Annotated in this window: 19 protein-coding genes; 7 read left to right on the top strand and 12 right to left on the bottom strand. The window is 62.0% G+C overall.

All coding sequences use genetic code 11. The features are described 5' to 3' along the window. Nucleotides 1-21: 21 nt before the first annotated feature. Nucleotides 22-924: a LysR substrate-binding domain-containing protein gene (locus tag P0D84_RS13345; RefSeq protein ID WP_408337040.1), complete on the bottom strand. Its 903-nt coding sequence runs from the start codon at nucleotides 922-924 to the stop codon at nucleotides 22-24. A 101-nt stretch (nucleotides 925-1,025) separates the two neighbouring features. Here P0D84_RS13345 and P0D84_RS13350 point away from each other — a divergent pair, with 101 nt between their 5' ends. Further along, complete coding sequence (locus P0D84_RS13350) at nucleotides 1,026-1,916, top strand: EamA family transporter (protein ID WP_408337042.1); 891 nt, start codon at nucleotides 1,026-1,028, stop codon at nucleotides 1,914-1,916. A 61-nt stretch (nucleotides 1,917-1,977) separates the two neighbouring features. Here P0D84_RS13350 and rfbC read toward each other — a convergent pair whose 3' ends face one another. Together rfbC and P0D84_RS13360 are read right to left on the bottom strand one after the other, a co-directional pair. Continuing rightward, complete coding sequence (rfbC, locus tag P0D84_RS13355) at nucleotides 1,978-2,529, bottom strand: dTDP-4-dehydrorhamnose 3,5-epimerase (protein WP_408337044.1); 552 nt, start codon at nucleotides 2,527-2,529, stop codon at nucleotides 1,978-1,980. 174 nt (nucleotides 2,530-2,703) lie between these two features. Continuing rightward, nucleotides 2,704-3,699: a GlxA family transcriptional regulator gene (locus P0D84_RS13360; RefSeq protein ID WP_408337046.1), complete on the bottom strand. Its 996-nt coding sequence runs from the start codon at nucleotides 3,697-3,699 to the stop codon at nucleotides 2,704-2,706. Nucleotides 3,700-4,462: 763 nt separating this feature from the next. On the opposite strand from P0D84_RS13360, the gene P0D84_RS13365 reads away from it, so the two are divergent. The 4 genes from P0D84_RS13365 (at nucleotide 4,463) to P0D84_RS13380 (ending at nucleotide 7,201) form a co-directional block, all read left to right on the top strand. Next, on the top strand, nucleotides 4,463-4,837 hold the full coding sequence (locus tag P0D84_RS13365) for a hypothetical protein (protein WP_408337048.1): 375 nt from the start codon (nucleotides 4,463-4,465) through the stop codon (nucleotides 4,835-4,837). A gap of 189 nt (nucleotides 4,838-5,026) precedes the next feature. Next, complete coding sequence (locus P0D84_RS13370; protein ID WP_408337050.1) at nucleotides 5,027-5,950, top strand: LysR family transcriptional regulator; 924 nt, start codon at nucleotides 5,027-5,029, stop codon at nucleotides 5,948-5,950. A gap of 15 nt (nucleotides 5,951-5,965) precedes the next feature. Further along, nucleotides 5,966-6,640: a response regulator transcription factor gene (locus tag P0D84_RS13375; protein ID WP_408337052.1), complete on the top strand. Its 675-nt coding sequence runs from the start codon at nucleotides 5,966-5,968 to the stop codon at nucleotides 6,638-6,640. 270 nt (nucleotides 6,641-6,910) lie between these two features. Then, nucleotides 6,911-7,201, top strand: coding sequence for a hypothetical protein (locus P0D84_RS13380; protein ID WP_408339930.1), 291 nt, complete (start codon nucleotides 6,911-6,913; stop codon nucleotides 7,199-7,201). Nucleotides 7,202-7,413: 212 nt separating this feature from the next. Here P0D84_RS13380 and P0D84_RS13385 read toward each other — a convergent pair whose 3' ends face one another. After that, nucleotides 7,414-8,592 (bottom strand): porin, encoded by a 1,179-nt coding sequence (locus P0D84_RS13385; RefSeq protein ID WP_408337054.1) that lies wholly within the window; start codon nucleotides 8,590-8,592, stop codon nucleotides 7,414-7,416. Nucleotides 8,593-8,917: 325 nt separating this feature from the next. On the opposite strand from P0D84_RS13385, the gene P0D84_RS13390 reads away from it, so the two are divergent. Beyond that, nucleotides 8,918-9,190, top strand: a complete 273-nt coding sequence (locus P0D84_RS13390; RefSeq protein WP_408337056.1) for a DUF4148 domain-containing protein — start codon at nucleotides 8,918-8,920, stop codon at nucleotides 9,188-9,190. A 1,575-nt stretch (nucleotides 9,191-10,765) separates the two neighbouring features. Here P0D84_RS13390 and P0D84_RS13395 read toward each other — a convergent pair. From P0D84_RS13395 to P0D84_RS13405, 3 genes are read right to left on the bottom strand one after another with little or no spacing between them, the layout of a single operon-like run. Next, nucleotides 10,766-11,479: a winged helix-turn-helix transcriptional regulator gene (locus P0D84_RS13395; protein ID WP_408337058.1), complete on the bottom strand. Its 714-nt coding sequence runs from the start codon at nucleotides 11,477-11,479 to the stop codon at nucleotides 10,766-10,768. 35 nt (nucleotides 11,480-11,514) lie between these two features. Beyond that, nucleotides 11,515-12,912 carry a HAMP domain-containing sensor histidine kinase gene (locus P0D84_RS13400; protein ID WP_408337060.1) on the bottom strand — a complete coding sequence of 466 codons (1,398 nt, stop codon included), beginning with the start codon at nucleotides 12,910-12,912 and terminating at the stop codon, nucleotides 11,515-11,517. 13 nt (nucleotides 12,913-12,925) lie between these two features. Then, nucleotides 12,926-13,603 carry a response regulator transcription factor gene (locus tag P0D84_RS13405; RefSeq protein WP_408337062.1) on the bottom strand — a complete coding sequence of 226 codons (678 nt, stop codon included), beginning with the start codon at nucleotides 13,601-13,603 and terminating at the stop codon, nucleotides 12,926-12,928. Nucleotides 13,604-13,963: 360 nt separating this feature from the next. Here P0D84_RS13405 and P0D84_RS13410 point away from each other — a divergent pair, with 360 nt between their 5' ends. Beyond that, entirely contained in the window at nucleotides 13,964-14,308 is a 345-nt protein-coding gene (locus tag P0D84_RS13410; protein WP_408337064.1) for a DUF4148 domain-containing protein, read from the top strand. Between the two features lie 9 nt (nucleotides 14,309-14,317). On the opposite strand, the gene P0D84_RS13415 is transcribed toward P0D84_RS13410, so the two are convergent. The 5 genes from P0D84_RS13415 to uvrA all read right to left on the bottom strand — a co-directional run bounded on the left by P0D84_RS13415 (nucleotide 14,318) and on the right by uvrA (nucleotide 25,834). Beyond that, on the bottom strand, nucleotides 14,318-15,352 hold the full coding sequence (locus tag P0D84_RS13415; RefSeq protein ID WP_408337066.1) for an NAD(P)/FAD-dependent oxidoreductase: 1,035 nt from the start codon (nucleotides 15,350-15,352) through the stop codon (nucleotides 14,318-14,320). Then, nucleotides 15,319-16,431 (bottom strand): hypothetical protein, encoded by a 1,113-nt coding sequence (locus P0D84_RS13420; RefSeq protein WP_408337068.1) that lies wholly within the window; start codon nucleotides 16,429-16,431, stop codon nucleotides 15,319-15,321. Before P0D84_RS13420 ends, P0D84_RS13415 begins: the two co-directional genes overlap by 34 nt. Before the next feature lie 597 nt (nucleotides 16,432-17,028). Further along, nucleotides 17,029-18,390 carry a TldD/PmbA family protein gene (locus P0D84_RS13425; RefSeq protein WP_408337069.1) on the bottom strand — a complete coding sequence of 454 codons (1,362 nt, stop codon included), beginning with the start codon at nucleotides 18,388-18,390 and terminating at the stop codon, nucleotides 17,029-17,031. Continuing rightward, a complete protein-coding gene (locus tag P0D84_RS13430; protein WP_408337071.1) occupies nucleotides 18,390-19,826 on the bottom strand; it encodes a TldD/PmbA family protein in 1,437 nt (478 codons plus the stop codon). Before P0D84_RS13430 ends, P0D84_RS13425 begins: the two co-directional genes overlap by 1 nt. Nucleotides 19,827-19,948: 122 nt before the next feature. After that, nucleotides 19,949-25,834, bottom strand: coding sequence for an excinuclease ABC subunit UvrA (gene uvrA / locus P0D84_RS13435; protein WP_408337073.1), 5,886 nt, complete (start codon nucleotides 25,832-25,834; stop codon nucleotides 19,949-19,951). Between the last annotated feature and the right edge of the window lie 148 nt (nucleotides 25,835-25,982).

Genomic DNA, 25,982 nt, shown 5'->3' on the forward strand with positions numbered 1-25,982 from the left:
CCCGCAGCAACTGCCCACGCGCTACCCCGCGAACAACGCAACCGGCTCACTCTCCCGTAACCCGAGATGCAATTCCTCGCAAAGAAACGTCTGCAATGTCTGCACAGCCGCGGCCTGGGCGCCGGCCACCGGACGCATGAAAAGCCCGAAATCGGCGCTGGGCGCATCGGGCAATCCATCGGCCTGACCGAGCACGCGCATCGACTCCGAACGGATATTGCCGTCGAGCAGCACCGACACACCAAGCCCTGCTTCCACGGCCGACTGCACCGCCGGCAAACTGGTACTGGTGCATACGATGCGCCACGCAATCCCCGCGCGCCGCAGCGCCGTCAACACCTGCTGCTGCCACAAACACGCGCCGCCGAACGCAACCACCGGCAACGCCGCGTCCGCGTCGCGGCTAAACCCGCGCGCGCCGACCCAGAACAGCGGCTGCGTCCAGGTCAGCAGCGGCACTGAGTCGACCAGTGCGGGATCCCCCACCACCACGTCGAGGCTCCCTTCCGCAAGCCGGTTCGACAATGCCGGACTGGTATCGACAACGATCTCCAGCGCCACCTGCGGATAAGCGATCGAAAAACGCCGCAGCGCGCGCGGCAGCCGGCCGACGGCGATGTCTTCCAGCATGCCGAGCCGCACTGTGCCGGACACCTGCCCCGCACTCAACGCCCGCCGCGCATCGGCGCCCGCGCCGAGGATCGTATGGGCGAACGGCAGCAGCAGATGCCCCGCTTCGGTGAGTTGCACGCCGCGCGGCGAGCGGTCGAGCAAACGGCACCCCAGTTCTTCCTCGAGCCGGCGCAATTGCATGCTCACCGCCGCCTGGGTCCGCGCGAGGCGCACGGCCGCCAAACCGACGGCACCGGTCTCCGCCACCGTGACGAACGCGCGCAGGAGACTGCTGTCGAGATCTCGGGTCATCACGTTTCCTGAAGTGGCCATAAGAAATATCAACTAATCTTAATACCGCCCATACCGATAAGATAGCGTCCACGAACCAGAAAGGCGGGACCGAGGCCACGATGCAGGACACCACCATCAAACCAGCGCTGAATTCCGCGCCAGCACCAGTGAAGCCCGCCAGCGCGGCGGCGGGTGCCGCGCTCCTATGCCTGCTGTCGATGTCGAGCGTGCAGTTCGGCGCCGCGCTCTCCGCGCCGACGATGGCGGCATACGGCTCGCTCAGCACCACCTGGTTGCGCCTTTGCTGGGCAGCCGTGGTGCTTGCGTTGCTGGTGCGTCCGCGTTTCTTTACCTACTCGCGCTCGCATTGGTTTGCGGCCGGTGCGTTGGGCGCGGCAATGGCCGGCATGACGCTGTGCTTTTTCGCGGCGCTTCAGCGGATTCCACTGGGGCTTGCCGTCGCGATCGATTTTCTGGGGCCGCTTTCCGTAGCGACTTTCGCGGTACGGCGCGCGCGAGCGCTACTGTGGCCGCTATTGGCGATTGCCGGCGTGCTGTTGCTCTCGCGCGATCGCGCGGGCTGGATCGGCGAACCGCTTGGCGTACTGCTCGCGTTTGGGGCCGCGCTCGGTTGGGGAAGCTATATCGTCTTGATGAAAAAGACCGGCACCGTGTTCGCCGGACTCGAAGGATTGTCGGTGTCGTTGATCGCCGCGGCGTTGGTCGCCACGCCATTCGGCCTCGCGCAAGGCGGCATCCACATCGCGGCGAGCCAGATCGCCGCCACCGCGGGTCTCGCGGTGCTGGTCCCGTTGTTACCCTACGCGCTGGAAATGGTGGCATTGCGGCACATGCCGGCCGCATCGTTCGGGATACTGATGAGTCTGGAACCCGCGATCGGCGCGTTGGCCGGCTTCGTGGTGCTGCATCAACCAATGGGTGTGCCGCAGATAGCAGGTACGCTGCTGGTGGTCGTCGCGAGTGTGGGTGCCGTAGTGGCAACACGCTGAACGGCGTTCAATCGCTGCGGGTGCGGGTGCGGGTGCGGGTGCGGGTGCGGGTGCCGCGCGCTCAGGCGATATTTTCCGCTTCGTAGAGACGCCGGCCCGCTGCGTCCTTCGCGCCGAGGATCGGCTCGACGTCGATGGGCCACTCGATACCGATATCAGGGTCGCGCCACAAGATGCAGCGCTCGAGTTCCGGGAACCAGTATTCGGTGGTCTTCCAGAGGCACTCGGCGACCTCGGACAGCACGACGAAACCGTGCGCAAAGCCCGGCGGCACCCACACCTGCCGATGATTGGCCGCGCTCAGATAGGCGCTGCTCCACTTGCCGAAGGTCGGCGAATTGAGCCGCACGTCCACGGCGACGTCGAACACTTCCCCCACTACCACGCGCACGAGCCGACCTTGTGGACGCTGCACCTGATAGTGCAGCCCGCGCAACACACCACGCACTGCCCGCAAATGACGGTCTTGCACGAAAGTGAATCCGTGCGAAACGTCGTCGGTAAACTCATCCGCGCTGAAACTCTCGAAGCAGAAGCCGAATTCGTCGCAAAACACCTCGGGCTCGATGAGTTTCACTTCTGGCAATGCGGTCGCCATTACCTTGTTGCCCATGGCCACTGTGCTCGTAAGAAGCCCGCCCGGAGAAAACACAGCCGGTGATGAACACGCCGTTGCACACGCTATTACACACGTCACCACGCACGTCGTTGCGTATGCCGCTACGCACGCCGCTACGCACATACCCATCCACGCAGAAGTGTGCCGTGTGCACGGCGCTCCCCAAGCTTACGCTTCGGACGCCACCCGGCTGCGCGCGCGATATTCGGTGGGCGACAACGCCATGCGCTTGCGGAATATCTTCGCGAGGCGATCGCCATTGCCGGTGCCGCTGCGGCGCGCGATCTTGTCGACCGGTAGTTCGGTTTCCGTCAGGAAGTTACAGGCAATCCGCAACCGCACCTGCAACAGGTAGTCAGACGGTGTGACCTGCATTTCATGCTTGAAGCGCCGCAGGAAATTGCGTTCGCTCATCGCCGCGACCTGGGCGGCGTCGGCAACCGACACCGGACGATCGCAATTCGCCTCCATCCAGCGCGCGGCGGCACGGATTTTCTCGGCGACGCTGAGCGTGCCGCCTTCAGCCGGCAGCGGCACCCAGGTGGCGGCCATCCCCGGCATCACCCGATCGGCCACGCTGCGCGCGAGCTCCGCGCCGAGATCACGCTTGATGAACATCAACGCGCTACGCGCACAGTCGTTACGATCATTGGCGGCGCTGCGTGTGGGATCGATCGCGGCGCTGCCCAGATAGCGGTTCACCTGCAGGCCGTCATGCTCCGCGGGCCCCGCCGCCTCCAGCACGAGACGGCCTTCACCGATCGTCTCGATCGCGCGGGTACGCGTTTGCACCGAGCGCAGCCACCCGAGCAGCCGCTCGTCGAGCGCGGCCTCATGTGCACCGTATCCGCCTGCGATGAACAGCACGTCAAAACCGCTGCCGTAACGTGGGTCGATACGGTCCGTCCAGATCCGCGCCAATGACGAGCTCGCGACGCTGCCGCCGTCCATCGACAGAAACTGCACTTCATAAGGCGGTTCTTCGCCGGCCCGCGAACCCGAGAGTTCGTTGGCGGTCTGGAACATCTCGACCACCGTGCCAGGCCCGAGCAACCAGAAGCCATCGAACAGCAACACGCCGATTCGCCGCGCTGCAGTACGCACATTGAGTGTCGGCGTATGTAACCAGGTAATCCTCGCAGTATCCAGGTGCATGTGCGGCATGATGTTTCCCCAAACTGTCGTACGTTGTGGACCCCGCTGCCCCGTCGGCTGGCCGATATGGTCGAACTTAATCAGGCGGGTGATAACCGCTGGCAACGCCGCTTAACGGATTAAGCGTGATGTTAGCTGAATGCTTCGCTATAGTAAATTTTAAAAACAAATCCGCATCGGGAAATTCAATGTATGAAGAAAACCATTATTGTTCGTTTCAGATGACTGCCGGTATATCACCGGTCAGTGCCATTGATGATACCGGAATAGCGGCAGCCACGCGGCCTGAAAACCTTACACGCACTAGCTTTCAAGCCTGTTTCGCCAGTGTGTCAGGTCGTCACCGATCACGCTGATTCGGAGCATCGATTAGCCGCCACAGCAACCGAAAGTGTTTCAAACCTGAACTCCAAACCTCGCAAATAATGAACGTTCAATCCGGCTTTTATTCGCAAACCGGGAATTTACGGGCAGTGCCAATGTGGCGAACCGCACACTTATCAAAACATTGACGATTAAGCATTTCACCACGAAATACTTAATCGACTCAAAACGTTTCTAATTTGAAACATCGAGTTCCTTTTACATATGACTTAATGCGTCGGCCGTTAGCCGCCCGCGAGCAAACATCAGACGATTTCGCGCTGCACCATAAATCATGCCGGCCAGCTTTCTTAAACAAAGTTTCATCCCTGGATCGTGCTCTTTAAGACTGGGTTAAGAGAGGCGGCGCCATAATTTGTGCACCGTGAGAGCTGTAAGGAGCAAAGAAATGTCGCGCCCCATGAGCATCGAGAAAGTCAACGAGTACGGACAGAACGCGGTTCGCATCGCCATCGAGGACAGTGCGGTGCTGCTCGAAGTAGCCGATCTGGACGCCCTGATCGAACACCTCAGCGTGCTGCGCGCCACGATGCGCCCGGAAGTACCCAAGGAGCCGCTGCGCACGCATCAGTACGTGATTGAAATCGATCCGTGCTGGCACACCGAAAAGCATCCGCTGCATGACGGCGCCGTGCTGTTCCTGAGGCATTCCGGTCTTGGCTGGGCGGGCTTTGCGCTCCCCACCGAGAGCCTCGCCAGGCTGCACCATGCGTTGACACAGCAACTGGAAGCATCGCTCGAAGTACACGGCATGCTGAACTGAATCAGCCGGATCGGCTGAATTACAAACGCACGCGGCGAGTTGCGTTTCGCGCAGCACGGGTCGGATTGCAGGCTCGCCTCACAGATCACGAACATCGCCCAAAATTAAAAAAGACTTAATCCGCCTGGCAGCGCCGTTTTATCCGCGATCGCCGATGATGCACCCATCGTCCTTCTCTACTGTTCCAACATGAACCAGCTACAAGCGATGCGTGTCTTCACGCGGGTGGTCGATCTCGCCAGCTTCAATCTTGCTGCGAGACAGTTAGGTATGTCGGCCGCGGCGGTCACGCGCAGCGTCGGCACACTGGAAGCGCATCTGAATATGCGCTTGCTGAACCGCACCACGCGCGGCCTTTCGCTGACCGATGTGGGCCGCGAATATCTCGACGGTTGCCGCACGATCATCGAGAAGCTCGACGAGATGGAATCGAACCTGCTTGAGACGACGCGCGATCCCCAAGGCACGCTGCGGATCGCCACGTCCATGACGTTCGCGGCCGCCGGGTTGGGTGGATTGCTTGCCGCCTATCGCACGCTGCATTCACGCGTGGACTTCGACGTGACAACGTTCGATACGCCCATCGATCTGGTGGGAGGCGGCTTCGACGTGTGTTTCTCCGACGACCGGCGCCTGGCCAACTCCTCGCTGGTGAGCCGCACGCTGACCAGCATCAATGAAATGACGGTCGCCTCGCCTGCCTATCTGGCGCGTCACGGCACCCCTCGCGATCCGGCGGCGTTGAACCGTCATGGTCTGCTGAGCGTTTCCGACGGTGTGTCGCGCTCCTGGGAGTTCGCGGACGCCGATGGCATCTACCGTGTCAATACAGGCAGCGCGCTGAGCGCAACGAGCAGCGCGATGGTGCGCGTGGCCGCGCTCAATCACATGGGTATCGCCTTGCTGCCGCTGCCGATCATTGCCGACGATCTCGCGCGAGGCTTGCTCGTACCCGTGCTGGAACAGTTCGAAATCAACGGCGGCCCGCGCCAGACGTCGATTCTCTACTCCGGACGTAATTACCTGTCGATGCGCGTGCGCAGTTTCATCGACTTCGCGGTCAGCCAGTATCGCGCGCCGGACCGCCCGGTTGCATTGCGGGCGGTGGCCTGACTGGGCTCGCGCATCATGCCCAGAATATTGACGATCGAAGATGACGAGTTGATCGCACACGACATCGTGCGCACGCTCAGCACCCGCGGTTGCTCCGTCGACGTGGCGCGCACCGGCCGCGAAGGCATGGCGAAAGTGATGGCGGCCGACTACGACGTCGTCACACTCGACCGCATGCTGCCCGATCTCGACGGCCTGACCATTGTGGCGACCATGCGTGGTGTCGGCATGGAAACGCCGGTGCTGGTGATGAGCGCGCTGTCCGATGTCGATCAGCGCATTCAAGGCCTGCGCGCCGGCGGCGACGACTATCTGACCAAGCCGTTCTCGCCCGAGGAAATGTTCGCGCGCGTCGAAGTGCTGTTGCGCCGTCGGCCACGTCACGCCAAAGCTGAAACGCTGCTGCGCGCCGGCGCGCTGGAACTCGATCTGGTGCGCCGCAAAGTCACCCACCGGCAGCGCGAACTCGATCTGCAGCCCACCGAATTCCGCGTGCTCGAATTCATGATGCGCCACACCGGCCACGTGCTCACGCGCACGATGATTTTCGAAGCCGTGTGGGGCTGCCGCTTCGATCCCGGCACCAATCTGATCGATGTGCACATAGGCCGTTTGCGCAAGAAAGTCGAGACGCCCGGCGAACCTCCATTGATTCGCACGATTCGCGGCTCAGGCTATCTGTTCGGTTGACGCGGCTTTATGCGCAGGTTTTCTGACGAAGCGTTAGCGCTGCATGCAGCGCTAACCTTGTTGCAACGCGAGTATCGACATCATCACGCGCACCGCCCCGTCTTCCCAAAACTAGTTTCATCTGTCTAGTCCACGACTGTTAGGTCCCGCTCTCCAGAATGCGTTACCGGGCCACGCCATGCATGCGAGCCCTAACCGCCACACGCCTGTGCAGATTCAGGCGCGACCCTGAACGGAGCAGCCTTCGATGTTAAAAATAGTCCGTTAGCTTTGACCCGGCCCTACACGTTCATCGTGCTTGCGATGCTGATCCTGTTGATCGGCCCGCTTGCCGCGTTGCGCACGCCGACTGATATCTTTCCCGACATCCGCATTCCCGTGATCAGCGTGGTCTGGAACTTCGATGCATTGAACCTCGATACGCGGCGCCTGCCGGCCTCGGTGGGACTGATCGAGGCCTTGGGCGGCGGTTGGTCGCCGGACGGCGCTGCGGGCTCGGCTGGCGTTCAGGCGGCTAGCTTGCAAGCAGCGCATCCGGGGGTGTTTGCGTCCGCTGATTGAATCTAGCGGTTGAGTCTGGCGGTTGAATCGGCCGGTTGAATCTGCCAGCTGAATCTGCCGGTTGAATCTGCCAGCTGAATCTGCCAGCTGATTCTGCCGGCTGAATCTGCCAGCAGAATCCACCCATGCGGTAAAAAAACGTCGCCGGTTCATCACCGGCGACGTTTGCGTTTCAGGCAGGCCTACAGCGCCTTGCGGTGGGCTTGCGGCGCTCAGAACCGATGCCGCACTCCCAATGCCACAACCGCCTGCCGATCGCTCGACGAAGCTGCCAGCGAATAGATCGACGCGTTGCCGAGAACCGCGATGCCGTCCGCACCCGACACATGTTGATAGACGCCTTCCAGATATAGATCGGTGCGGCGTGACAACGCGTAGTCCGCCTGCAGCATGAACTGATTCCACTTCGGCGCGACGCTCTTGCCGTCGTCGCTGAAATGTCCGTCGGTGAACGTGTACGAACCGCCCAGCGACAATGCCGGCGTAATCGCGTAGCGCGCGTTCAGTTCGTAGTTGTTGAAGGTCAGCAAATCGCCGTTGAGCGTGGAATACGCGCCGCCCTGGGCGATCTGCTGCGGATCGTCGAGCATCGTCCGTGTGAAGACGAGGCCGACCGTTGCCGCGCCGAACGTGTAGCGGCCCGCGGCGCCGAGGACACGTTGGCGCGCGGCGGTGAAGGTCGCATCGTCGTCGCTGCTGCTCACCGCGCCGCTGGTATTGGTGGGTTGATTGACGCCGCCCGGCTGGTTCACCTGCAGATACGCGACCGCCAGGTTGAACGGACCGCCTGCCCATTGCGCGCCAAGGCTATACGCCCTGTTGTTGCTGAAGCCGCCCGCCGCATTGCTGAACGCGTAGGCGCCGCCGACCGTGAGGCCGTCATAAGTTGCGCTGCGGAATTTCACCGCGTTGTTCATACGCATATCGTTGTCGAGGTTATCGTTATCGAACGGATGATCGGCGATATTGCCGCCGAAGCCTGAACCTGTCGCCGAGAGCGGCGCGACGAAATCGACGAGGAAGTCGTATTGCCGGCCCATGGTCAGCGTGCCCCACTGTTTGCTCGCGAGACCGACCCATGCCTGGCGGCCGAACTCGTCGCCATCGTTGGAGAACTTGCCGCTGTCGACGTTAAAGCCGTTCTCAAGATCGAAGATCGCACTCAGCCCGCCGCCCAGGTCTTCGTTACCGCGCAAACCCCAGCGGTCGGTATTGAGATTGCCGCTCTCCATCATCCAGTTACTTTTCCCGCCGGAGGCTGTTTTCTGATTGCTGACGTAGTCGATGCCGGTATCGAGCGTGCCGTAGAGCGTGACGCTGCTTTGCGCGTGCGCTGCCGCGCCAAACGTGCCGGCGAGCACGACGAGTGTGGTTGCCAATGCTTTATTCATGTGTGATTCCGGATAAGAGAAGGCGCCGGCCCGCGCATGAGCGAACCGATCCCGCACATCGTGCGGGTAGCCGCAATGTAAATTTGCGCGGTGACATATCCGTGATCAAAACCGGCCGATTCATGAAACGTTTTTCATGTTCATGACACACGCCCGACAGCTCCCTGAATCAACGGGTCGCCGACGCTCCAACGGATAAATATCTTTTCATGCGTAGATCGCTGATCCGCTAAAGCCAGGTGACTATCCTTCTTATCAACCGATCCACGAATGCATTGCGGTTCGGGCATCGGTCCATCCAATCGGATTTGCGAGGATTATCAACATGAAATCTCTGACGCTCGCCATCGCTTTCATCGGTGCAACCGCAACGGCTTCCGCTTTCGCTCAATCGACCACGGCGTCGGCGCAGCAGAATGCGACGACGATGCAAGTGGCGCAGAACAGCATTTCTGCGGCCGATACTGCAGGATCGTGGGTGCCGCCTTACGATCAGGTGACTGGAGAGAAGACGCGCGCGGAGGTCTATCAGGAGCTGGTGCATTCGGAGAAGGATGGTCAGCGCGCCTATCTGGACTCGACCCTTTACTCACGTTGAGATGCGCGTGAAGAACCGCAATCGGGTGCACGCCGTGTGGGCGGTGCCTCTCACCTGCGGTCTCGCAAACGCGGCCACGTCGGCCGTCGCCGCGCCGCCGGTGGCCGAACACTGAGCGCTCGACCGGGCTGGCATTCGCTGGCGGACGGCCATCGCCGAACGCAACGAATGGCCATGGCCAAACACGGACCCCGGTTTACAGGCAACTGATCAAATCCGAGACGATGGACAGATGAACTATCTGAATTGGCTCTATCGTTAAACGTAACATGCAACATTTATCATGCTGATCTCAATGACTTTTCGCACTACGATCAAGCGGATGGCCTCGTTCGCCGCTACCGCTGTTGTAGCTGGACTGCTGCTATCCGGCTGCGCAACGACGACATCCACCAGCGCCGACAACTGTGTTGGGCCCGTGAGTTTTTGCAATATCTATTTTGGTTCGTGAACACGAGCGGGGGGCGCTTTTGGCAGCGCGCTCTTTCTTGATGTTGTTGCTTTTAGAATGAGTGTCGAATGGCCACCCGGCCGATGGTCTGATTGTCGTCAGACGGCGGATTCGTGTGTGTACCTGCGGTGCGGGGATTTTTTTTGGTTCTTTCTGCCGGTGTTGCGTTTGGGTTTGTGCGCTTGTGTCTGGGCGCTTGTGTCTGGGCGCTTGTGTCTGGGCGCTTGTGTCTGGGCGCTTGCGGCGTTGGCCTTTCCTTGAATTGATATTGGTCTATTAGCGTCGCCCCTGTGCGGGGCGGGCACCTACTTTTCTTTGCCTGCCGCAAAGAAAAGTAGGCAAAAGAAAGCGGCTCACACCGCTAATTCTTAAGCGGGGCTCCCGCACAGCTACGGTAGTGGTGCATCTGGAATCTGTGTTCTCGCACATTCCGCGTTGGTGACAAGGCAGTCATACTTCCCGCCTCGCACTGCGTGCTCGCCGGAACGGGGCATCGGGACTCGCGGTTTCGCGGTTTCGCTCGGACTCCTGCAGGTCATCGGCTTTTGTTTGCAAAGCCGTCGTGTTTGCGGCGGCGCTGCGTGCGCCGAAGGGTACTTCTTTAAGCGGTCCGCTGCATTTTCGCGCTCACGCTTCATTTGGCGCGGTGGCAGGGCGCGTCGGGCTCTTCGTCTCTGCCTCACTCGTCGTCGCCAGGCACATCGCCGAGGCGAAACCAATGCCCCCGCATCGGGGGCCGATGGCCCGCCGCGCCAAACAAAGCCCGATACTTTTCGATGAACCCTCCCGGCGAGCACGCAGTGCGAGGCGGGAAGTATGACTGCCTTGTCACTCACGCTGAATGTGCGAGAACACAGATTCCAGATGCACCACTACCGCGACTGTGCGGGGGACCCGCTTATGCGCTAGCGGTGTGAGCCGCTTTCTTTGCTTATCTTTCTTTGCGGCGGCAAAGAAAGTAAGTGCCGCCCCGCACAGGGGCAACACTAATAGACCACTAAAAAATCAAGGAAAGGCCAACACCGTAGGCAAACAGCCGATAACCGCCGCGCAGGCAGAAAAATGCAAAGAAAGGCCAACGCCGCAGGCATACAGACGAACAAGCGCCGCGCAGGCAAAAAAAATCAAACACAAACCTGATACCCAAACCGACTAACAGTCTCAATCCGCACCTCAGGCACATCCCCCAAAAGCTTCCGCCGCAACCGAGACACAACAAGATTGACACTGGAAGGATCAACATCCTCCTTCTCCGGCCAGGCATAACGGATCAGCTGATCCCTTGCCACAGGCGCATTAACCTGCCTCAGCAGGCACTCAAGCAAGAGAAACTCCCGCCGCGTAACGGCAACCCGCCGCCCGTCAAAAACGAGTTCCCGCGTAGCGGTATCCAGGCAAGCCCCGCCAACAGCGGGCAAAACAGACGCCGCAGCAGAAACAAACCCGGAACCACCGCCAACGGCCACTCGCCCACCCGCAACCCGCTGCAAGGCGGCCATCCTCTCATGCATTTCAATAAACGAATAAGGCTGGCAAAAACACGCATCCGCGCCGGCGCGCAAAACCCTTGTCCGATCCTGCGCGGTAGCCACCCCAAGCACGGCGACAATCGCCGCTCCATTCCCCGCCGCAGCGAACTTTCCAATAAACCCCTGCAAGGAAGAATAAAACCCAACCTCAAGCACCATCAAAACAACCGCATCGTACGGTTCCTGCGAAGCAAGAAAAACCCCATCCCGCAGATCGTCGGCTCGTTGCAGACTATGCGCGCTCTCTTGCAGCGCCTTGAACAGCCACGCAGCTTCCGGATGAGAAGGCCCAACAAACAGGATGCGCATTCACCACCGTGCCATGACAAGAAAAGAAACAGACCTCATGCAAGCGTCCTCGACCAGCATTCGATCGAAATCCGGGTGCCAGGTTCCGCATTCCCGATTTTCATCGTGAAGTCATGCACCCGCATCACCGCTGAAACGATGCTCAAACCCAACCCCGATCCAGCCAGGTGCCGGGTGCTTTCCCCACGATAAAACCGCTGCAGGACCGCATCGCGCTCATCCGCGGCAATGCCATGCCCGTTATCGACAATATCCACCTGTGGCCCCGCCGAAGTCTGGCGCAGTTCCATGCGCACCGCCCCGCCTTCAGGCGTGAACTTGATCGCGTTATCCACCAGATTGCTCAAGGCTTCGAACAGCAACGCACGGTCGCCATGAATCGCATCGACCGGTTGCACATGCACGGACAGCTGAATCGAGCGGCTCTCGGCGAGTGGTTCGTAGAGTTCACCGACTTCCTGCACCAGTGTCTCCAGATGCATTTCGCCGAAACCACCGCGCCGCTGCAGCGTGCCGATCTCGGAGATACGCAACATCGCGCGAAACCGATCGAGCAATGCATCGGTCTCGGTGCGCGCGCGCTCCACGAGTTGCGACAGTGCGGCGTCGTCGAGCGTATCGGTGCGCTCCGCCGCATGCGCCAGCAAGGTTCGCACATGCGCGAGCGGCGTGCGCAGATCGTGCGCAATGCCATCGCAGGCGCCCTTCACTTCATTCATGAGGCGTTCGACTTCCGCGAGCATATGGTTCACCAGATGCGCGAGCATATCCACTTCGTCGCGTCCGCCAATCGGCAAGCGCTGCGCGAGATCGCCCTGCGCAATACGCTGCGTGACCCGCCGGATCGCTTTCAGTCGGCGCATCTGCCGTATGCTCAGCGCCAGGCCGCCCGCCACGCCCGCCAGCAGGCAGACGATCCCGCCGCCCACCAGTGCGTTGATGATGGTCTCGCGAATCCGCAGGATGTGCGTCAGATCACGCGCGATGACAAGCGTCGAGCCGTCATTGCGGCGCTCGGCCATGGCGCGAACCACCGGCACCTGGTCGTTACGCGCCATCGAAAGCACGAGATCGAGCGTTTTGCCGCTGCGATCAGTGGGCAGTTGCGACGGATACACCAGCACGTCACCGGCTATCAGACGGCCGTCCGCGGCGAACAGACCGTAGTAATTGGCGTGCATGCGCTCGTGTTCGATACGCCGATGAATCGCGCCGGCAAGGCCTGCGTCAGGCACTGAATCGAAGTAGACCAGTTGCCAGTCCATCACCACGTCGGTCTCGCGTTCCATATCGCCGGTCACGGCCCAGCCGATATAGCCCAGCAACACCATCACCGAAAGCGAAAAAATAACCCCGTAGATCGATAGCAGGCGAAACGTGGTGGAATGCCAGCGCTGCCCGAGCGCAGACTGAGCCGGGAAGGTCGGGTCCATCAAAATGTCCTGCTCATGCGAGGATATAACCCGACCCACGCACGGTCTGAATCATCGGCGAGACGCCGGGCGGGTCGATTTTTTTGCGCAGCCGGCCCATGTGCACATCGATCAGATTGGTGCCCGGGTCGAAGTGGTAACCCCACACCGCTTCGAACAGCATGGTGCGTGTAATGGTCTGTCCCGCGTGCCGCATCATGAATTCAAGCACGCGATATTCGGTGGGCAGCAAGGCGATCTCTTCGCCATCGCGCTGAACCTTGCGGGAAATCAGATCGAGTTCGAGCGGACCGACCCGCAGTTGCGTTTCGAGTGGTGTGGCCGGTGTCTGACTGCGGCGCAACAGTACTTCGAGGCGCGCGGTCATTTCTTCGGGATCGAAAGGCTTGGTCAGATAATCGTCGCCACCGGCGCGCAGGCCGCGCACCCGTTCGTCCACATCGCCCAGCGCGCTCAACATCAGCACCGGCGTTTGAATGCCGATGCTGCGCATGGTGGTAAGGATCGTGAGACCGTCCACGCCTGGCAACATGCGGTCGAGCGTGATCACATCGTAATCTTCGCTGAGCGCGCGCGCCATGCCGTCGCGGCCGTTGGCCACCCAATCCACGGTGAAGCCGCGGCTTTTCAGTTCCCCGACAATTTCATTCGCGGTAATTTCATCATCTTCGATCGTGAGTACTCGCGACATGATCATTGCATTCGTCGCAGCCCGCTCTACCAATGCAAGCGGCGGACGCGACAGGTTATCAGTAGAAGGACATGATGCCATATTCGGCTGCGCGTTCAGAGCACGGGCGTGCGATTCGACGGCTGTCGCCGCTTCGCCTCAGTGCCTGCCTGCAGGCTACACGCGCTCGTATAGCGGATGAATATCCGCTTCATGAAGGAAAATTTAACTTCGCCGTAAGTCCGCTGAAAACGAACGACGAAACCATAAAACAAATTTCATTGTCGCGACGCCGCTCCTGTAGGACGCCTCAACTAGGCTACTGCCATCCCACCGCTTTCCTTGCGGTCCGACTCAAACCTTATCGTGGATGGTATCAAAATGAAGCTCGCAACCAGGACACTCGTCGCCACCCTTCTGCTGATCGGCAGCGCATCGGCGATGGCCGCGCCCGGCCTCACGCAGCAGCAATGCAACGCCTACCCGTTCAAACAACTCAAAGGCGAAGTCACGCACAAGCAGTTGATGCGCGAACTCGGCGAACTGGAAGCGCTCGGCTACGACCCCGACCACGACGATGACGAATACCCCAGCGATCTGCAACAGGCAGAGAAAAAACTGCAAATCGAATATCGCGCGGACTGCCTGCCGGCCGCGAACCTGACGACCTCGCAAAACTCAGGCACCCTCGCGCCTTCGCAAGCACCGGCGACCCCGGCCGGCTAGTGTGAGCGTCTAGCCGAAACCGCTCACGCCGAGCTCACGATAGAAATGCGCCAATTGCGCGGCATCGGTGTCGAACCAGTCGGCAAGCCAGTCGTGATAGGCGTGCGCCGCGTCGTCCGCCGAGGCCTTGTCGGCGAGCACGGCGGCAATCAGATGCGCTGCCGTGACGCCCGACAGGATCGCCTTCAGCACGCCATGTGACGACGTAGGGTCGAGCACGGCGGCGGCGTCGCCAATCATGAACCAGCCCGGCCGCGCAACGTCGCCCGCGATCCGCCAGGTGACGTCGGCACCGCGAGACGGCCCTTGTGGCGCAAGATGACGCAATTCGTCGGGCATCCAGTCCGCGGCAATCTTTTCGCCGTTCAACGACACCCGCGTCCATTGATACGTGCCCGGCCGGATCATCGCGGTCCATATCCAGCCCGACGCATCGCCGTTCATCTGCGGCGCGGCGTCACGCTGCGGACACGTTCCGTTCGCATAGCCATAACGCGCGATCAGTTGCGGCGAACGTGGCGCGGCGCCGATCCCCAGTTGCCGGCGCAACCACTGCGTGCGGCCGCTCGCGTCGACCACGACGCGCGCCGCCACCGGCCCGCCATCCGCAATGACGCCGCGCACCAGCCCCTCCTGCATCAGCAGTCCGGCAACCGCGCAAGGCTGGCATACGAGCGCGCCCGCTTCGGCGGCACGCGCCAGCAGCATCGCGTCGAACGCGGCCCGTTGCACCTGGAAGCCACGCCATGCGCCCCGCACGTCCTGCCCAAACTGTTCGAATCGACGCGCGCCGTTCCAGTCGATCCAGATCCCCTCATGGCGCGCGCCGGTGACCGACGCGAGGCGCGCGCTACTGATGCCCAACTGTTCCAGCACCGGCTCGATGCCCGGATGCAACGTCTCGCCAGGGCGCTCGCGCGTGAACCGTTCGCGCTCGAAGAGCCGTACTCGCAACCCGCGAGCCGCGCAGGCGATCGCCGCCGCGCTGCCGGCCGGACCACCGCCGACGATCACGACGTCGGTATCGTCTTGTCCAGTTGCCATGATCCGCCGCGATCGATAAGGAGTAGTCTGCCGTCTTCCTCGATCATCGAGTTGGGGCGCGGCACCAGCACGCCGGGACCGTACTGTGCGTCCGTCGTCAGCGACCCGATCATCTTGTTGCGGATCGTAAACGGAAACTCCTCCAGACAGTCGCCGGACCAGTTGTTCTCCAGACCCTCGGCATCGAGGAAGCGATGAAATGCCGCCAGCGTGTCGTTGTGCAGCCGGCACATCGGGGTGATCTGCAGATCCATCCCGACAATGCATTCCGGCCCGCTGAACAGTTTATGAACCGGCACCCAGAAATGTCGGCGATCGTCGTCGTCGAGCCGGTCCTGCGGTCCGAACTGCGCCGGTCCGTCCGGCTCGAACCGCCTGCGGATCGCCAGGTACGTCGAGAAGCGGCGCGGCACCACGTGGAAATCGAAGGGACGGCTTTCGTCGCAGCCGACAAAGCCGCGCAGCTTCGGTTCATAGCGCGGTTCCAGATTGCCGATCCGCGCGACGCCCGCACGCGAAAAGCACAGCTGCGCACGGCGGCCGTTTACGCCCATCGGCGCGTTGCGGTATTGCGCCGCGAATGTCGAAACAGCGATCGGCCATGCGCCGCATTCGGCGCGCAACTCGCTCAGTGACACGCGGCGCGCCGCAAAAATGTAGTTTTCGAGTGTGTCGATTTCCGCCAGCGTGGGATACGCGCTGAGCGGTGCACCATCGCGGCCCGTGACGACCGACGGCGCGGCGAACGCGTGATAGAGCAAACTGAAGTCAGGCTGACCCGGTTGGATCGCAGCACAACCCGCCGCGGCGAAGTCGCCGAAACCCGCAAAGCGACGGTCGATCCACGGCAGCGGTTTCACGAGCGCCTCCTCGAGATCGGACGCCATCATGTCGAAGGCGCCGCCGGTGACGTCCAGCAGCATCTCGCGCCAACCGGCCGCGCCAAGACGTTGGCACATTGAACGGACACTATCGATCAGCGAACCGGCCGGCGCGGATCGGCTTATGCAGTCGGACGCGCCACCCAGTGAAAGGAGACCGGTGGCGTTGCAATCGAGAATGTCTTGACGCGATTTCATAAATAGGTATTCCTAAACTAATAGAATGGACTAACGGGTTCTAAAGCACTTTTTGAATCGCAGAAGAGAGGCTCCCGACAGAGGATTTGCTGCACCACAATTTCGTGAAAATCATGCGATGCCGGCACGCCGTACGCTATGCGGCACGGCGCCGCGGAACTTATGCAGCGCAGATAGTCAATGCCGGTGGTATCGGCGCTCGGGAGAGCGAGATTGCGCAGCGCGCGCGGGGGGCCCGTGCTTCTTTGCCAGTCAGGAAGGACCAAGGACCATGCTTTGAGCATGGCGGCACAAGGTCAGGAATAGCAGACCCGTGCACAAAGAGAGAAAGCGGTTTGTCGGTTCAGCCGGTTTAGACGGCAACCTCGAATTTGCGACGACTTTTTCGTTGTGGAAAAACGTCGTGCGTGTGTTTCTGGAACCTGGAACGTCGCCATGCAACGTTCCAGTTGTCCTGCTCAATCAACAGCGGTGTGATCCGTGCCGCCGCGGTTTCTTCACGCACCGCGGCGACCCAGTCATACGACACACCGACCGGCAGCGCACAAAAAATCCTTTCAGATTGCCTGGAGAGTTGGCGCGTCTTGATTCACAGGCTCACAACGTCAATTCGAACGACCTCGTCAGGATACCAGGCAATTGCATGCCGCCCGTGGCGCGCTCGCCCCATGTCGAATCGCTCAAGAGCATTTCCGCATGCGCGCCGAGTTGTTCGAGTTCGCTGCCGAGCAGACGGTACAAACTGTCGTCGAAACGCATTGCTTCGAGCGGCGCGACGATTTGCCCGTTCTCGACCCAGAAGGTCGCAAAGCGCGTCATGCCGGTCAGGCGGCAATTCATTCGGTCCGAGAAATTCACGTACCAGAGATTGCCGATGTAGAGACCCGTATCGAGTTTAGCCAGCACGTCTTCTTCAAGCAGATCGCCCGCTTGCATCGAGAGCGCCGTCGGCGACTCGTTCGCCAGCGCACCGTTGGGCGTCAGACCGTACTCGCGCGCGCTGCGTGCATTGGTCAGGCGTTCGGCACTGTGGCCGCCCTGGATCAACGGCACGCTGTCGCGCAGGTAGCCGTCATCGTTGAAGCCGGGTGTAATACCGAGCTCCAGATCTTCGCTAATCGTAACGCGTGGGTCGACTACGATTTCTCCCACATGCAGTTTGTACAGCTCGCTGCGCGAACTCGCCTGGGCGCGGGCGGAGAAACCGCTCCACGCTGTCACGCTGAGCAATTCCGCGAGCGCTTCAGGCGCCAGATACGAGCGATAGCGCCCGGGCGCCAATGTTCGCGGCGTGCGCGCGAGCACGGGCAGACGTGCTGCGGCCTGCTCGACCTTACGGGAAAAAACGGCCTCGCTCCACTCGTCGCCGGCGTAAGTCGTTTTGATCGCGCGGCCGCTCGGATCGTATAACGACCAGCTGAAATTGAAGTTATCCACTTCGTACCAACCGCGGCTGCCGCTCGTGGACGCGAAACCGCGCACGATTGTGCCGCCGGCGTAAAAGCCCACGAAATCCAGTCCTTGCGCGCATTCGGCAACGGTGCGCAGCAGACTGTCCGGCTCCGGCAGTTTGCCTGAACGTTGGGTGGTGCGCTGCCATGTCGACGTGTCGAACAACAGATGCGGATCGTCCGCCGCATCGCGCAGGCTTTCACGCAAGGTGACGAGCGCCGCGCTCACATCGTCCAGATCCTGTTGCAGATCGCCGCAGACGGTCAGCGTGGAATAGGCCTGACGTGCGCCGTCGATCAAACGCAAGGTCAGCTTGCCTTGCGACACGCTGCCGATCTGCCGCACTTTGCCAGAGTTGAAGCGGATAAAGTCGGACTGCTCACCGGCGAATGAACTCAGCGTGGTTTCCGCACCCTGCTGCAAGCCTTCAATCGCATCAGCAAGCGACGTGAAATGCTGCTGCCAATCGACCGACACGCCAGAACGCGAGGACATGAATTGGCTCATCATACGCCTCCGAACACGTCGATGTTGCTGAACACGCAAGCCGGCGATGCGTGGCCGACGCGAATAATCTGCGCCGGCTCCCCCTTGCCGCACATGGAGGTGCCGTAAACCTCACGCGTGTCCGCATTGCCCACCGCGCTCAGGCTGCGCCAGAAATTCGCCGAGATGCCGCGGTAATTCGGTTGCTTGACGATCTGAGTAAGCTTGCCGTTTTCGATCAGTTGACCGAACTCGCAGCCGAACTGGAATTTGTTGCGATGGTCGTCGATCGACCAGGACGTATTCGTGCGCATCAGAATGCCGTGTTCGATGTTGCCGATCATCTGTTCCAGCGAGCTCTCGCCGGGTTCGATGTTCAGATTCGCCATCCGGTCGATCGGTGGCCGGTTCCAGCTCGACGCGCGTGAATTCGCCACGCCCGCCATATTCGCGCGTTGCTGCGAAAGCGCGCCGCCGAGCGGACGTTCGAGCACGCCGTCGCGGATCAGATAGTGTTTCTTCGCTTCCGTGCCGTCGTCGTCGAATGCGTACGCTGCGGCTTCTTCGCGCAGTTCCGGGTCGAAAGTCACGTTCAGCAGTGCCGAGCCGTAACGGTACGAGCCGAACATTTCCTTTTTGACGAAGCTCCAGCCGGCGAAGTTGCGCTCGTCGCCGAGAATACGATCGAGTTCGAGCGGATGGCCGATCGATTCGTGAATCTGCAGCATCATCTGATCGGGCATCAGCAGCAAATCGCGCTTGCCCGACGGGCAATTCGGCGCGCCCAGCAATTGCAACGCTTCATTGGCGACACGGACACCCGAGCCGTCGAAGCCAAAGCGCGTCAGCACCTCCATGCCGCCCTGCCCCAAGGTGCCATAGTCGCCGCCAAGGGTACGCACTTGTGTATCGCCGTTCGCGTGCGCGGCCACACTCAATTGCGGCATCACGAACTGGAACTGCTGATCGATCCGCACGCCGTCGCCGGTGATGTAGAGCTGATCGGTATGCGTAATCTGCACGGCCGCGACGCGTTCGACAATCCGTGTGTCGAGATTCGCGCTCGCGCATTCCACGGAGAGGCAGTCTAACCATTCGGCGCGGCTCGGCAACGCACGCTGCGCATTCGGCGATGCGTAGTGGCCGCTCACGGCAGGACGCGCCACTTCGCGATGGTCGATCAACGACAAGGCGGCGCACGCTTGCGCGCGGGCCGTGGCGAGATCCAGCGCCTCCTGCAAGCCTGCGGCGCTCAGATTCGCGGTGGCCGCATAGCCTGCTCCCGCGCCCACCCATGCGATCAGCATCGCGCCGCGATCGCGCACCGTGCGCATGGGTTGCGCGATGTCGTTGCGGATCTCGTGATCGTCGATCTGTTCATCGACAATGCGCAGCGACCAGAACGCCGCGCGGCTCGTCAGCAACCGGGCGGCTTGCGCCCAACGTTCGTCAATCATTAGCGATTCTCGTAGGAGTCTCTGCTGCGCCCGCGGCGCGATACGATTAGCGACGACGCCAGCAGCGACTGGGTGTTGCAAAATTCGAAGCGGCACAAAGTTTATTGCGCCGCTTCGCTGCCTCAACCGTTAGTACCCTCGCCCGCCATCATTGCTGCATCGCTCTGCGCTCGCTGGAGCACGGGACGCAACGCCGCCCCTGTGTGGCTGGCGGCAATGCGTGACAGGCCTTCGGGGTCGGTAGCGGCGACGATTGTGCCACCACCCACACCCCCTTCCGGACCGAGATCGATGATCCAGTCCGCCTCGGCAATCACGTCGAGATCGTGCTCGATGACCACGACGCTATGGCCGCCGTCCGCGAGACGATGCAGCACGCGAATCAGCTTCGCGACGTCCGCCATATGCAAGCCGACAGTCGGTTCGTCCAGCACATACAGCGTATGAGGCGGCTTCTGACCACGCCGCGTGATGTCGTCGCGCACCTTGCTCAACTCCGTGACGAGCTTGATACGCTGCGCTTCGCCACCCGATAACGTGGGCGACGGCTGCCCAAGCGTCAGATAACCGAGCCCGACATCCTTCATCAATTGCAATGGATGCGCGATGTTCGAGATCGGCGCGAAGAACTCGACGGCTTCGTCGATTTCCATGGTCAGCACGTCGCCGATGTTCTTGCCGCGCCACGTGACCGCTAGCGTCTCCGGATTGAAGCGCTGGCCGTGGCAAACGTCGCACGGCACCTTCACGTCGGGCAGGAAGCTCATGCCGATGGTACGCACGCCCTGCCCTTCGCAGGCCGGGCAACGTCCTTCGCCGGTGTTGAACGAGAAACGCGATGCCGTATAGCCACGCGCGCGCGCTTCGAGCGTGCCGGCGAACAGCTTGCGGATCGCATCCCATACGCCGATGTAGGTTGCCGGACACGACCGCGGTGTTTTGCCGATCGGTGTCTGATCGACTTCGAGCACACGGTCGATGGTTTCCCAACCGGTGATCGCATCGCATCCTTGCCAGGCGTGCGTGACGTTCAGCGGCGCACGCGGCGCCGTGCGCGCCAACACGCTTGACCGCCGGTTCGCCGCCGGCTGGGTCTCGGCGGCCGCGCGCGCACGCCGCGTGGCCGGCGACGACAGCACCGAGCGCCCCACGGCATCCAGCAGGTTGGCCATCAGCACATCGCGCGCAAGCGTCGATTTGCCTGAACCGCTCACGCCGGTCACCGCCACCAGCCGTGAAAGCGGAATGCCGACGGTGACGTTGCGCAGGTTGTGCAGTTTGCCGCCGTGCACTGTCAACCAGTTCTCCGGCACCGCGGCTGCGCGTTTGGTCGGCGCGACGACCTCGCGGCGCGGCTGTAACGGATGCACGATCGGATGGGCGAGAAACTGCCCGGTCAGCGAATCGGGCTGCGCCGACAGATCGGCCACGCTGCCCTGCGCGACCAGCGTGCCGCCGCGCTTGCCCGCGCCGGGCCCGATATCGATGATGTGATCAGCACGCCGGATCGTGTCCTCGTCATGCTCGACCACCACCAGCGTGTTGCCCTTTTCGCCCAGCTTGCGCAGGGCGTTGAGCAAAATCTGGTTGTCGCGCGGATGCAGGCCGATGGTCGGCTCGTCCAGCACGTAGCACACGCCTTGCAGGTTGCTGCCCAGTTGCGCGGCAAGCCGGATACGCTGCGCCTCGCCGCCCGAGAGGCTCGGCGCCGCGCGATCGAGGCTCAGATAACCGAGTCCGACTTCTTCCAGAAATTGCAGACGGCTGCCGATTTCGCTGACCACGTCGCGCGCGATTTCCGCGTCTCGACCGGTCATCTGCAACGTGTCGATCCACGCGCGCGTGTCGGACACCGTCCATTGCGCGACGTCGACGATGGCCTGCTCGCCGAAGGTGACCGCGCGTGCGGTGGGGTTCAGACGCGTGCCGCCGCAATCCGCACACGGTTCGTCGACGAGGCCTTCCGGTTCCTGTTCCTCGGAAGGCAAGCTCTGCTCGCGGCCACGGTTGTCTTCGACCATCACGGTGTCGTCGTATGCCGCGCGCTGTTCGCGCGTCAACGCGAGGCCCGTGCCGACGCACGTCGTACACCAGCCGTGCTTGCTGTTGTACGAGAACATGCGCGGGTCGAGTTCGGGATAGCTCGTGCCGCAGACCGGACAGGCGCGCTTGGTGGACAGTACCTTCACCGTGCTGAGTTTCGCCGTGGCACGGCCACCGCTGATCGCGTCGTGCAAACCGTCGAGCGGCGCCAGCAGATGCATGACGCCCTTGCCGATTTCGAGCGTCTGGTCGAGCGCCTGGCGCAGCGCCGCTTCATTATCCGGCGACACGACGAGGTCGGTCACCGGCAACTCGATGGTGTGCTCGCGGAAACGATCGAGTTTCGGCCATGGGTCCACCGGCACGAATTCGCCGTCGACACGCAGATGCGTATTGCCGCGTGCTTTCGCCCACTTGGCGAGATCGGTATAGACGCCCTTGCGGTTCACGACCAGCGGCGCGAGGAAACCGACGTGCTGCCCTTTGTGATCGCGCAGCAATTGCGCCGCAATCGATTCGACGCTTTGCGCCGTGACCGGCGTGCCGTCGTGGATGCAATGTTGCAGGCCGAGCTTCACATAGAGCAGGCGCAGGAAGTGCCAGACTTCGGACGTGGTCGCCACAGTACTCTTGCGGCCGCCGCGCGACAAACGCTGTTCGATCGCGACGGTGGGTGGAATGCCATACACCGCGTCCACCTCGGGCCGGCCGGCTGGCTGCACGATGGAGCGTGCGTACGCGTTCAGCGATTCGAGGTAACGGCGCTGCCCTTCGTGGAACAGAATGTCGAAGGCCAGCGTGGACTTGCCCGAACCGGACACGCCGGTGATCACATTGAACTTGCCGTGCGGAATGTCCACATCCAGCGCTTTCAGATTGTGCTCGCGCGCATTGACGATGCGCACCACGTCCTCGCCTTCGATCGCCCGCCGCGCGCGCGCCGCGCTCAGTGCCTTCTGCAGCGGAATACCCTGCGATGCAGGTTCGGCCGCCGCGTTCATGGCGCGGTCGTATTGCAGCAGCGCCTCGCCGGTATGCGATTCCGCACAGAGCTTGACCTCTTCCGTCGTGCCCGCGCACAGCACCCTGCCGCCGCCGTCACCGCCTTCAGGGCCGAGGTCGATCAGCCAGTCGGCCGCACGGATCACGTCGAGATTGTGTTCGATCACGATCAACGAATGGCCACTTGCCAGCAGCTTGCCGAATGCCTGCATCAATTTGGCGATGTCGTCGAAATGCAGCCCGGTGGTCGGTTCGTCGAACATGAACAAGCGTTTTGCGACCGGTTGCTTCGCGCTGCGCGCGGTGCGCGCCTGCGCCGATTCCGCGAGGAAGCCGGCAAGCTTGAGTCGCTGCGCCTCGCCGCCGGATAACGTGGGCACCGGCTGACCGAGCTTCACGTATTCGAGACCGACGTCGACGATTGGCTGCAGCACGCGTAATACTTCGGCATCCTTTGCGAAGTAGGCGATGGCTTCGCTTACCGTCAATTCCAGTACATCGGCAATGCTCAAGGCGCGTACGGGGTCGCCGCGCTCGATTTTCACTTCGAGCAGTTCCGCACGATAGCGCCGCCCGTCGCAATCCGGGCAACGCAGGTAGACGTCGCTCAGGAACTGCATTTCGATGTGTTCGAAGCCCGAGCCGCCGCAGGTCGGGCAGCGCCCGTCGCCGGAGTTGAAGCTGAACATGCCGGGGCCGTAACTGCGTTGCTGCGCGAGCGGCGCCTTGGCGAACAGCTTGCGGATTTCGTCGAATGCGCCCACGTAGCTGGCCGGATTCGAGCGCGCGGTCTTGCCGATCGGCGACTGGTCGACGAATACCACGTCCGTGACCTGGTCGGCGCCGGTCAGGCTTCTGAACGCGCCGGGCGATTCTGTGGCGAGGCCGAAGTGCCGCGCCATGGCCGGATACAACACATCCTGCAGCAAGGTGGACTTGCCGGAGCCCGACACCCCCGTGACGCAGACGAGCCGTTCCAACGGAATCTCGACGGTGACGTCTTGCAGATTGTGTTCGGTTGCCCCTTCGAGCACGATGCGCGGCGTGCTGGCCTCCACCGGACGCTGCGACCAGTGCGCCGCATCCGCCACATGCCGGCGACCACCCAGGTACTCGCCGGTCAACGTGCCGGACGAGCGGATCGCCTCAGGCGCACCGTCGTAAATGATCGAGCCGCCGCGCTCGCCCGGCCCCGGGCCCATATCGATCAGGCGATCGGCCGCGAGCATCACCGAGGGATCGTGTTCGACCACCACCAGCGTATTGCCCGCGTCGCGCAGCCGGTGCATGGCCTCGACGATCCGGTTCAGATCGCGTGGATGCAGGCCGATGCTCGGCTCGTCGAGCACGAACAGCGTTTTGGTCAGCGATGTGCCAAGTGCGGTGGTCAGATTGATCCGCTGCACCTCGCCGCCCGAGAGCGTGCGGCTTTGCCGGTCGAGCGTCAGATAGCCGAGCCCGACGTCGCACAGATACTTGAGGCGCGTACGCACTTCGGCGAGCAATAGTTTGAGTGCGTCGTCGAGCAGCGCGCTCGGCAGGCTGATCTCGTCGAAGAAACGCCGGATGCGCTCGATCGGCATCAGCATCAGGTCGTGCACGGTCAAACCCGGCAAGGACTCGAGCTGCGCACGCGACCACTCGACGCCGCGCGGCATGAAGCGCTGCGTGGGCGCGAGCACCTCGTCCGCATTCTGCTTGCTGCCGAGGCGCCATAACAGCGACTCGGTTTTCAAACGCGCACCGCCGCAGGTCTCACACGGCGTATAGCTGCGGTACTTCGACAGCAGCACGCGGATATGCATCTTGTACGCTTTCGATTCGAGATATTCGAAGAAGCGTTTGACGCCGTACCAATGGCTTTGCCACTTGCCGTTCCAGTCCGGCGAACCGTTGATGACCCAATCGCGCTCGGCCTCCGTCAGCTCGCCCCAAGGCGTGCCGCGACGGATATCGGCTTTCGCGGCATAGCGCATCAGGTCGTCCTGGCATTCTTTCCAGGCCGGCGTTTGCATCGGCTTGATGGCGCCTTCGCGCAGCGTCTTGCGTGCGTCGGGAATCACCAGACCGAGGTCGACGCCGATCACGCGGCCGAAACCGCGGCACACCTCGCATGCGCCGTAAGCCGAGTTGAACGAGAACAGCGCCGGCTGCGGATCCGCATAGCGCAAGTCGCTCTCGGGGCTGTGCAGACCGGTGGAGAAACGCCAGATTTGCGGCTCGGCTTCTTTGGCTTCCGGCGCCTCTGGCGCGGCCGGCAGCACGTAGATGTTGACGCGGCCGGCACCGCGCTTGAGCGATGCCTCGATGGCTTCGACCACGCGCTGCTTGTCGACCGAGCGCAAGCGGAAGCGGTCAGCCACCACGTCGAGCAATTTGCGCTTGCCAGTGGGCGAATCGACTTCACGCTGCGCCTGCACACGCGTGTAGCCGCTCGCGGAAAGCCACTGCTCCACTTCCTGTTCGGACGCCGTTTCCGGCAACTCGACCGGAAACGTAACGACCAGCCGCGGGTCATGCTTCGCCGTGCGTTCGAGCAGTTCGGCGTAGATCGTCTCGGGCGTGTCGTGGCGCACCTGATGCGCGGTCTTGCGATCGAACAGTTCGGCCGCGCGCGCGTAGAGCAGCTTCAGGTGATCGTTGAGCTCCGTCATGGTGCCGACGGTGGAGCGCGAACTGCGCACCGGGTTGGTCTGGTCGATCGCGATGGCGGGCGGCACGCCGTCGACCCGGTCGACTTGCGGCCGGTCCATCCGGTCGAGAAACTGGCGGGCGTAAGCGCTGAAGGTTTCGACGTAGCGCCGCTGCCCTTCCGCGTACAACGTGTCGAACACGAGGCTCGATTTGCCGGAACCGGACGGGCCGGTGACGACCGTCATTTCGCCGGTTCTTACGTCGAGATCGACGTTCTTCAGGTTGTGCTGACGCGCGCCGCGAATGCGGATAATTCCGTTAGATGCCAATTTTTCCGACCGTCTGAATGAGTGGACCACCTCTCACGGACGCCTCGCGACCGCGCAAGTTCAGTGTGCCCGAGCCGGCGGGAAGATGTGCCAAAGGCCCGGGTTGCAACGGGGTACTATACTGTATATTTATACAGGTGCGACCTGA

The sequence above is a fragment of the Paraburkholderia sp. RL17-337-BIB-A genome (assembly GCF_046025895.1).
In the GTDB taxonomy this organism is placed as follows: Bacteria; Pseudomonadota; Gammaproteobacteria; order Burkholderiales; family Burkholderiaceae; genus Paraburkholderia; species Paraburkholderia fungorum_C.

Excerpts from the sequence above, each read along its gene's own strand:
- P0D84_RS13345 (WP_408337040.1), bottom strand. The coding sequence starts at position 924 with ATGACCCGAGATCTCGACAGCAGTCTCCTGCGCGCGTTCGTCACGGTG.
- P0D84_RS13350 (WP_408337042.1), top strand. The coding sequence starts at position 1,026 with ATGCAGGACACCACCATCAAACCAGCGCTGAATTCCGCGCCAGCACCA.
- rfbC (WP_408337044.1), bottom strand. The coding sequence starts at position 2,529 with ATGGGCAACAAGGTAATGGCGACCGCATTGCCAGAAGTGAAACTCATC.
- P0D84_RS13360 (WP_408337046.1), bottom strand. The coding sequence starts at position 3,699 with ATGCCGCACATGCACCTGGATACTGCGAGGATTACCTGGTTACATACG.
- P0D84_RS13365 (WP_408337048.1), top strand. The coding sequence starts at position 4,463 with ATGTCGCGCCCCATGAGCATCGAGAAAGTCAACGAGTACGGACAGAAC.
- P0D84_RS13370 (WP_408337050.1), top strand. The coding sequence starts at position 5,027 with ATGAACCAGCTACAAGCGATGCGTGTCTTCACGCGGGTGGTCGATCTC.
- P0D84_RS13375 (WP_408337052.1), top strand. The coding sequence starts at position 5,966 with ATGCCCAGAATATTGACGATCGAAGATGACGAGTTGATCGCACACGAC.
- P0D84_RS13385 (WP_408337054.1), bottom strand. The coding sequence starts at position 8,592 with ATGAATAAAGCATTGGCAACCACACTCGTCGTGCTCGCCGGCACGTTT.
- P0D84_RS13390 (WP_408337056.1), top strand. The coding sequence starts at position 8,918 with ATGAAATCTCTGACGCTCGCCATCGCTTTCATCGGTGCAACCGCAACG.
- P0D84_RS13395 (WP_408337058.1), bottom strand. The coding sequence starts at position 11,479 with ATGCGCATCCTGTTTGTTGGGCCTTCTCATCCGGAAGCTGCGTGGCTG.
- P0D84_RS13400 (WP_408337060.1), bottom strand. The coding sequence starts at position 12,912 with ATGGACCCGACCTTCCCGGCTCAGTCTGCGCTCGGGCAGCGCTGGCAT.
- P0D84_RS13405 (WP_408337062.1), bottom strand. The coding sequence starts at position 13,603 with ATGTCGCGAGTACTCACGATCGAAGATGATGAAATTACCGCGAATGAA.
- P0D84_RS13410 (WP_408337064.1), top strand. The coding sequence starts at position 13,964 with ATGAAGCTCGCAACCAGGACACTCGTCGCCACCCTTCTGCTGATCGGC.
- P0D84_RS13415 (WP_408337066.1), bottom strand. The coding sequence starts at position 15,352 with ATGGCAACTGGACAAGACGATACCGACGTCGTGATCGTCGGCGGTGGT.
- P0D84_RS13420 (WP_408337068.1), bottom strand. The coding sequence starts at position 16,431 with ATGAAATCGCGTCAAGACATTCTCGATTGCAACGCCACCGGTCTCCTT.
- P0D84_RS13425 (WP_408337069.1), bottom strand. The coding sequence starts at position 18,390 with ATGAGCCAATTCATGTCCTCGCGTTCTGGCGTGTCGGTCGATTGGCAG.
- P0D84_RS13430 (WP_408337071.1), bottom strand. The coding sequence starts at position 19,826 with ATGATTGACGAACGTTGGGCGCAAGCCGCCCGGTTGCTGACGAGCCGC.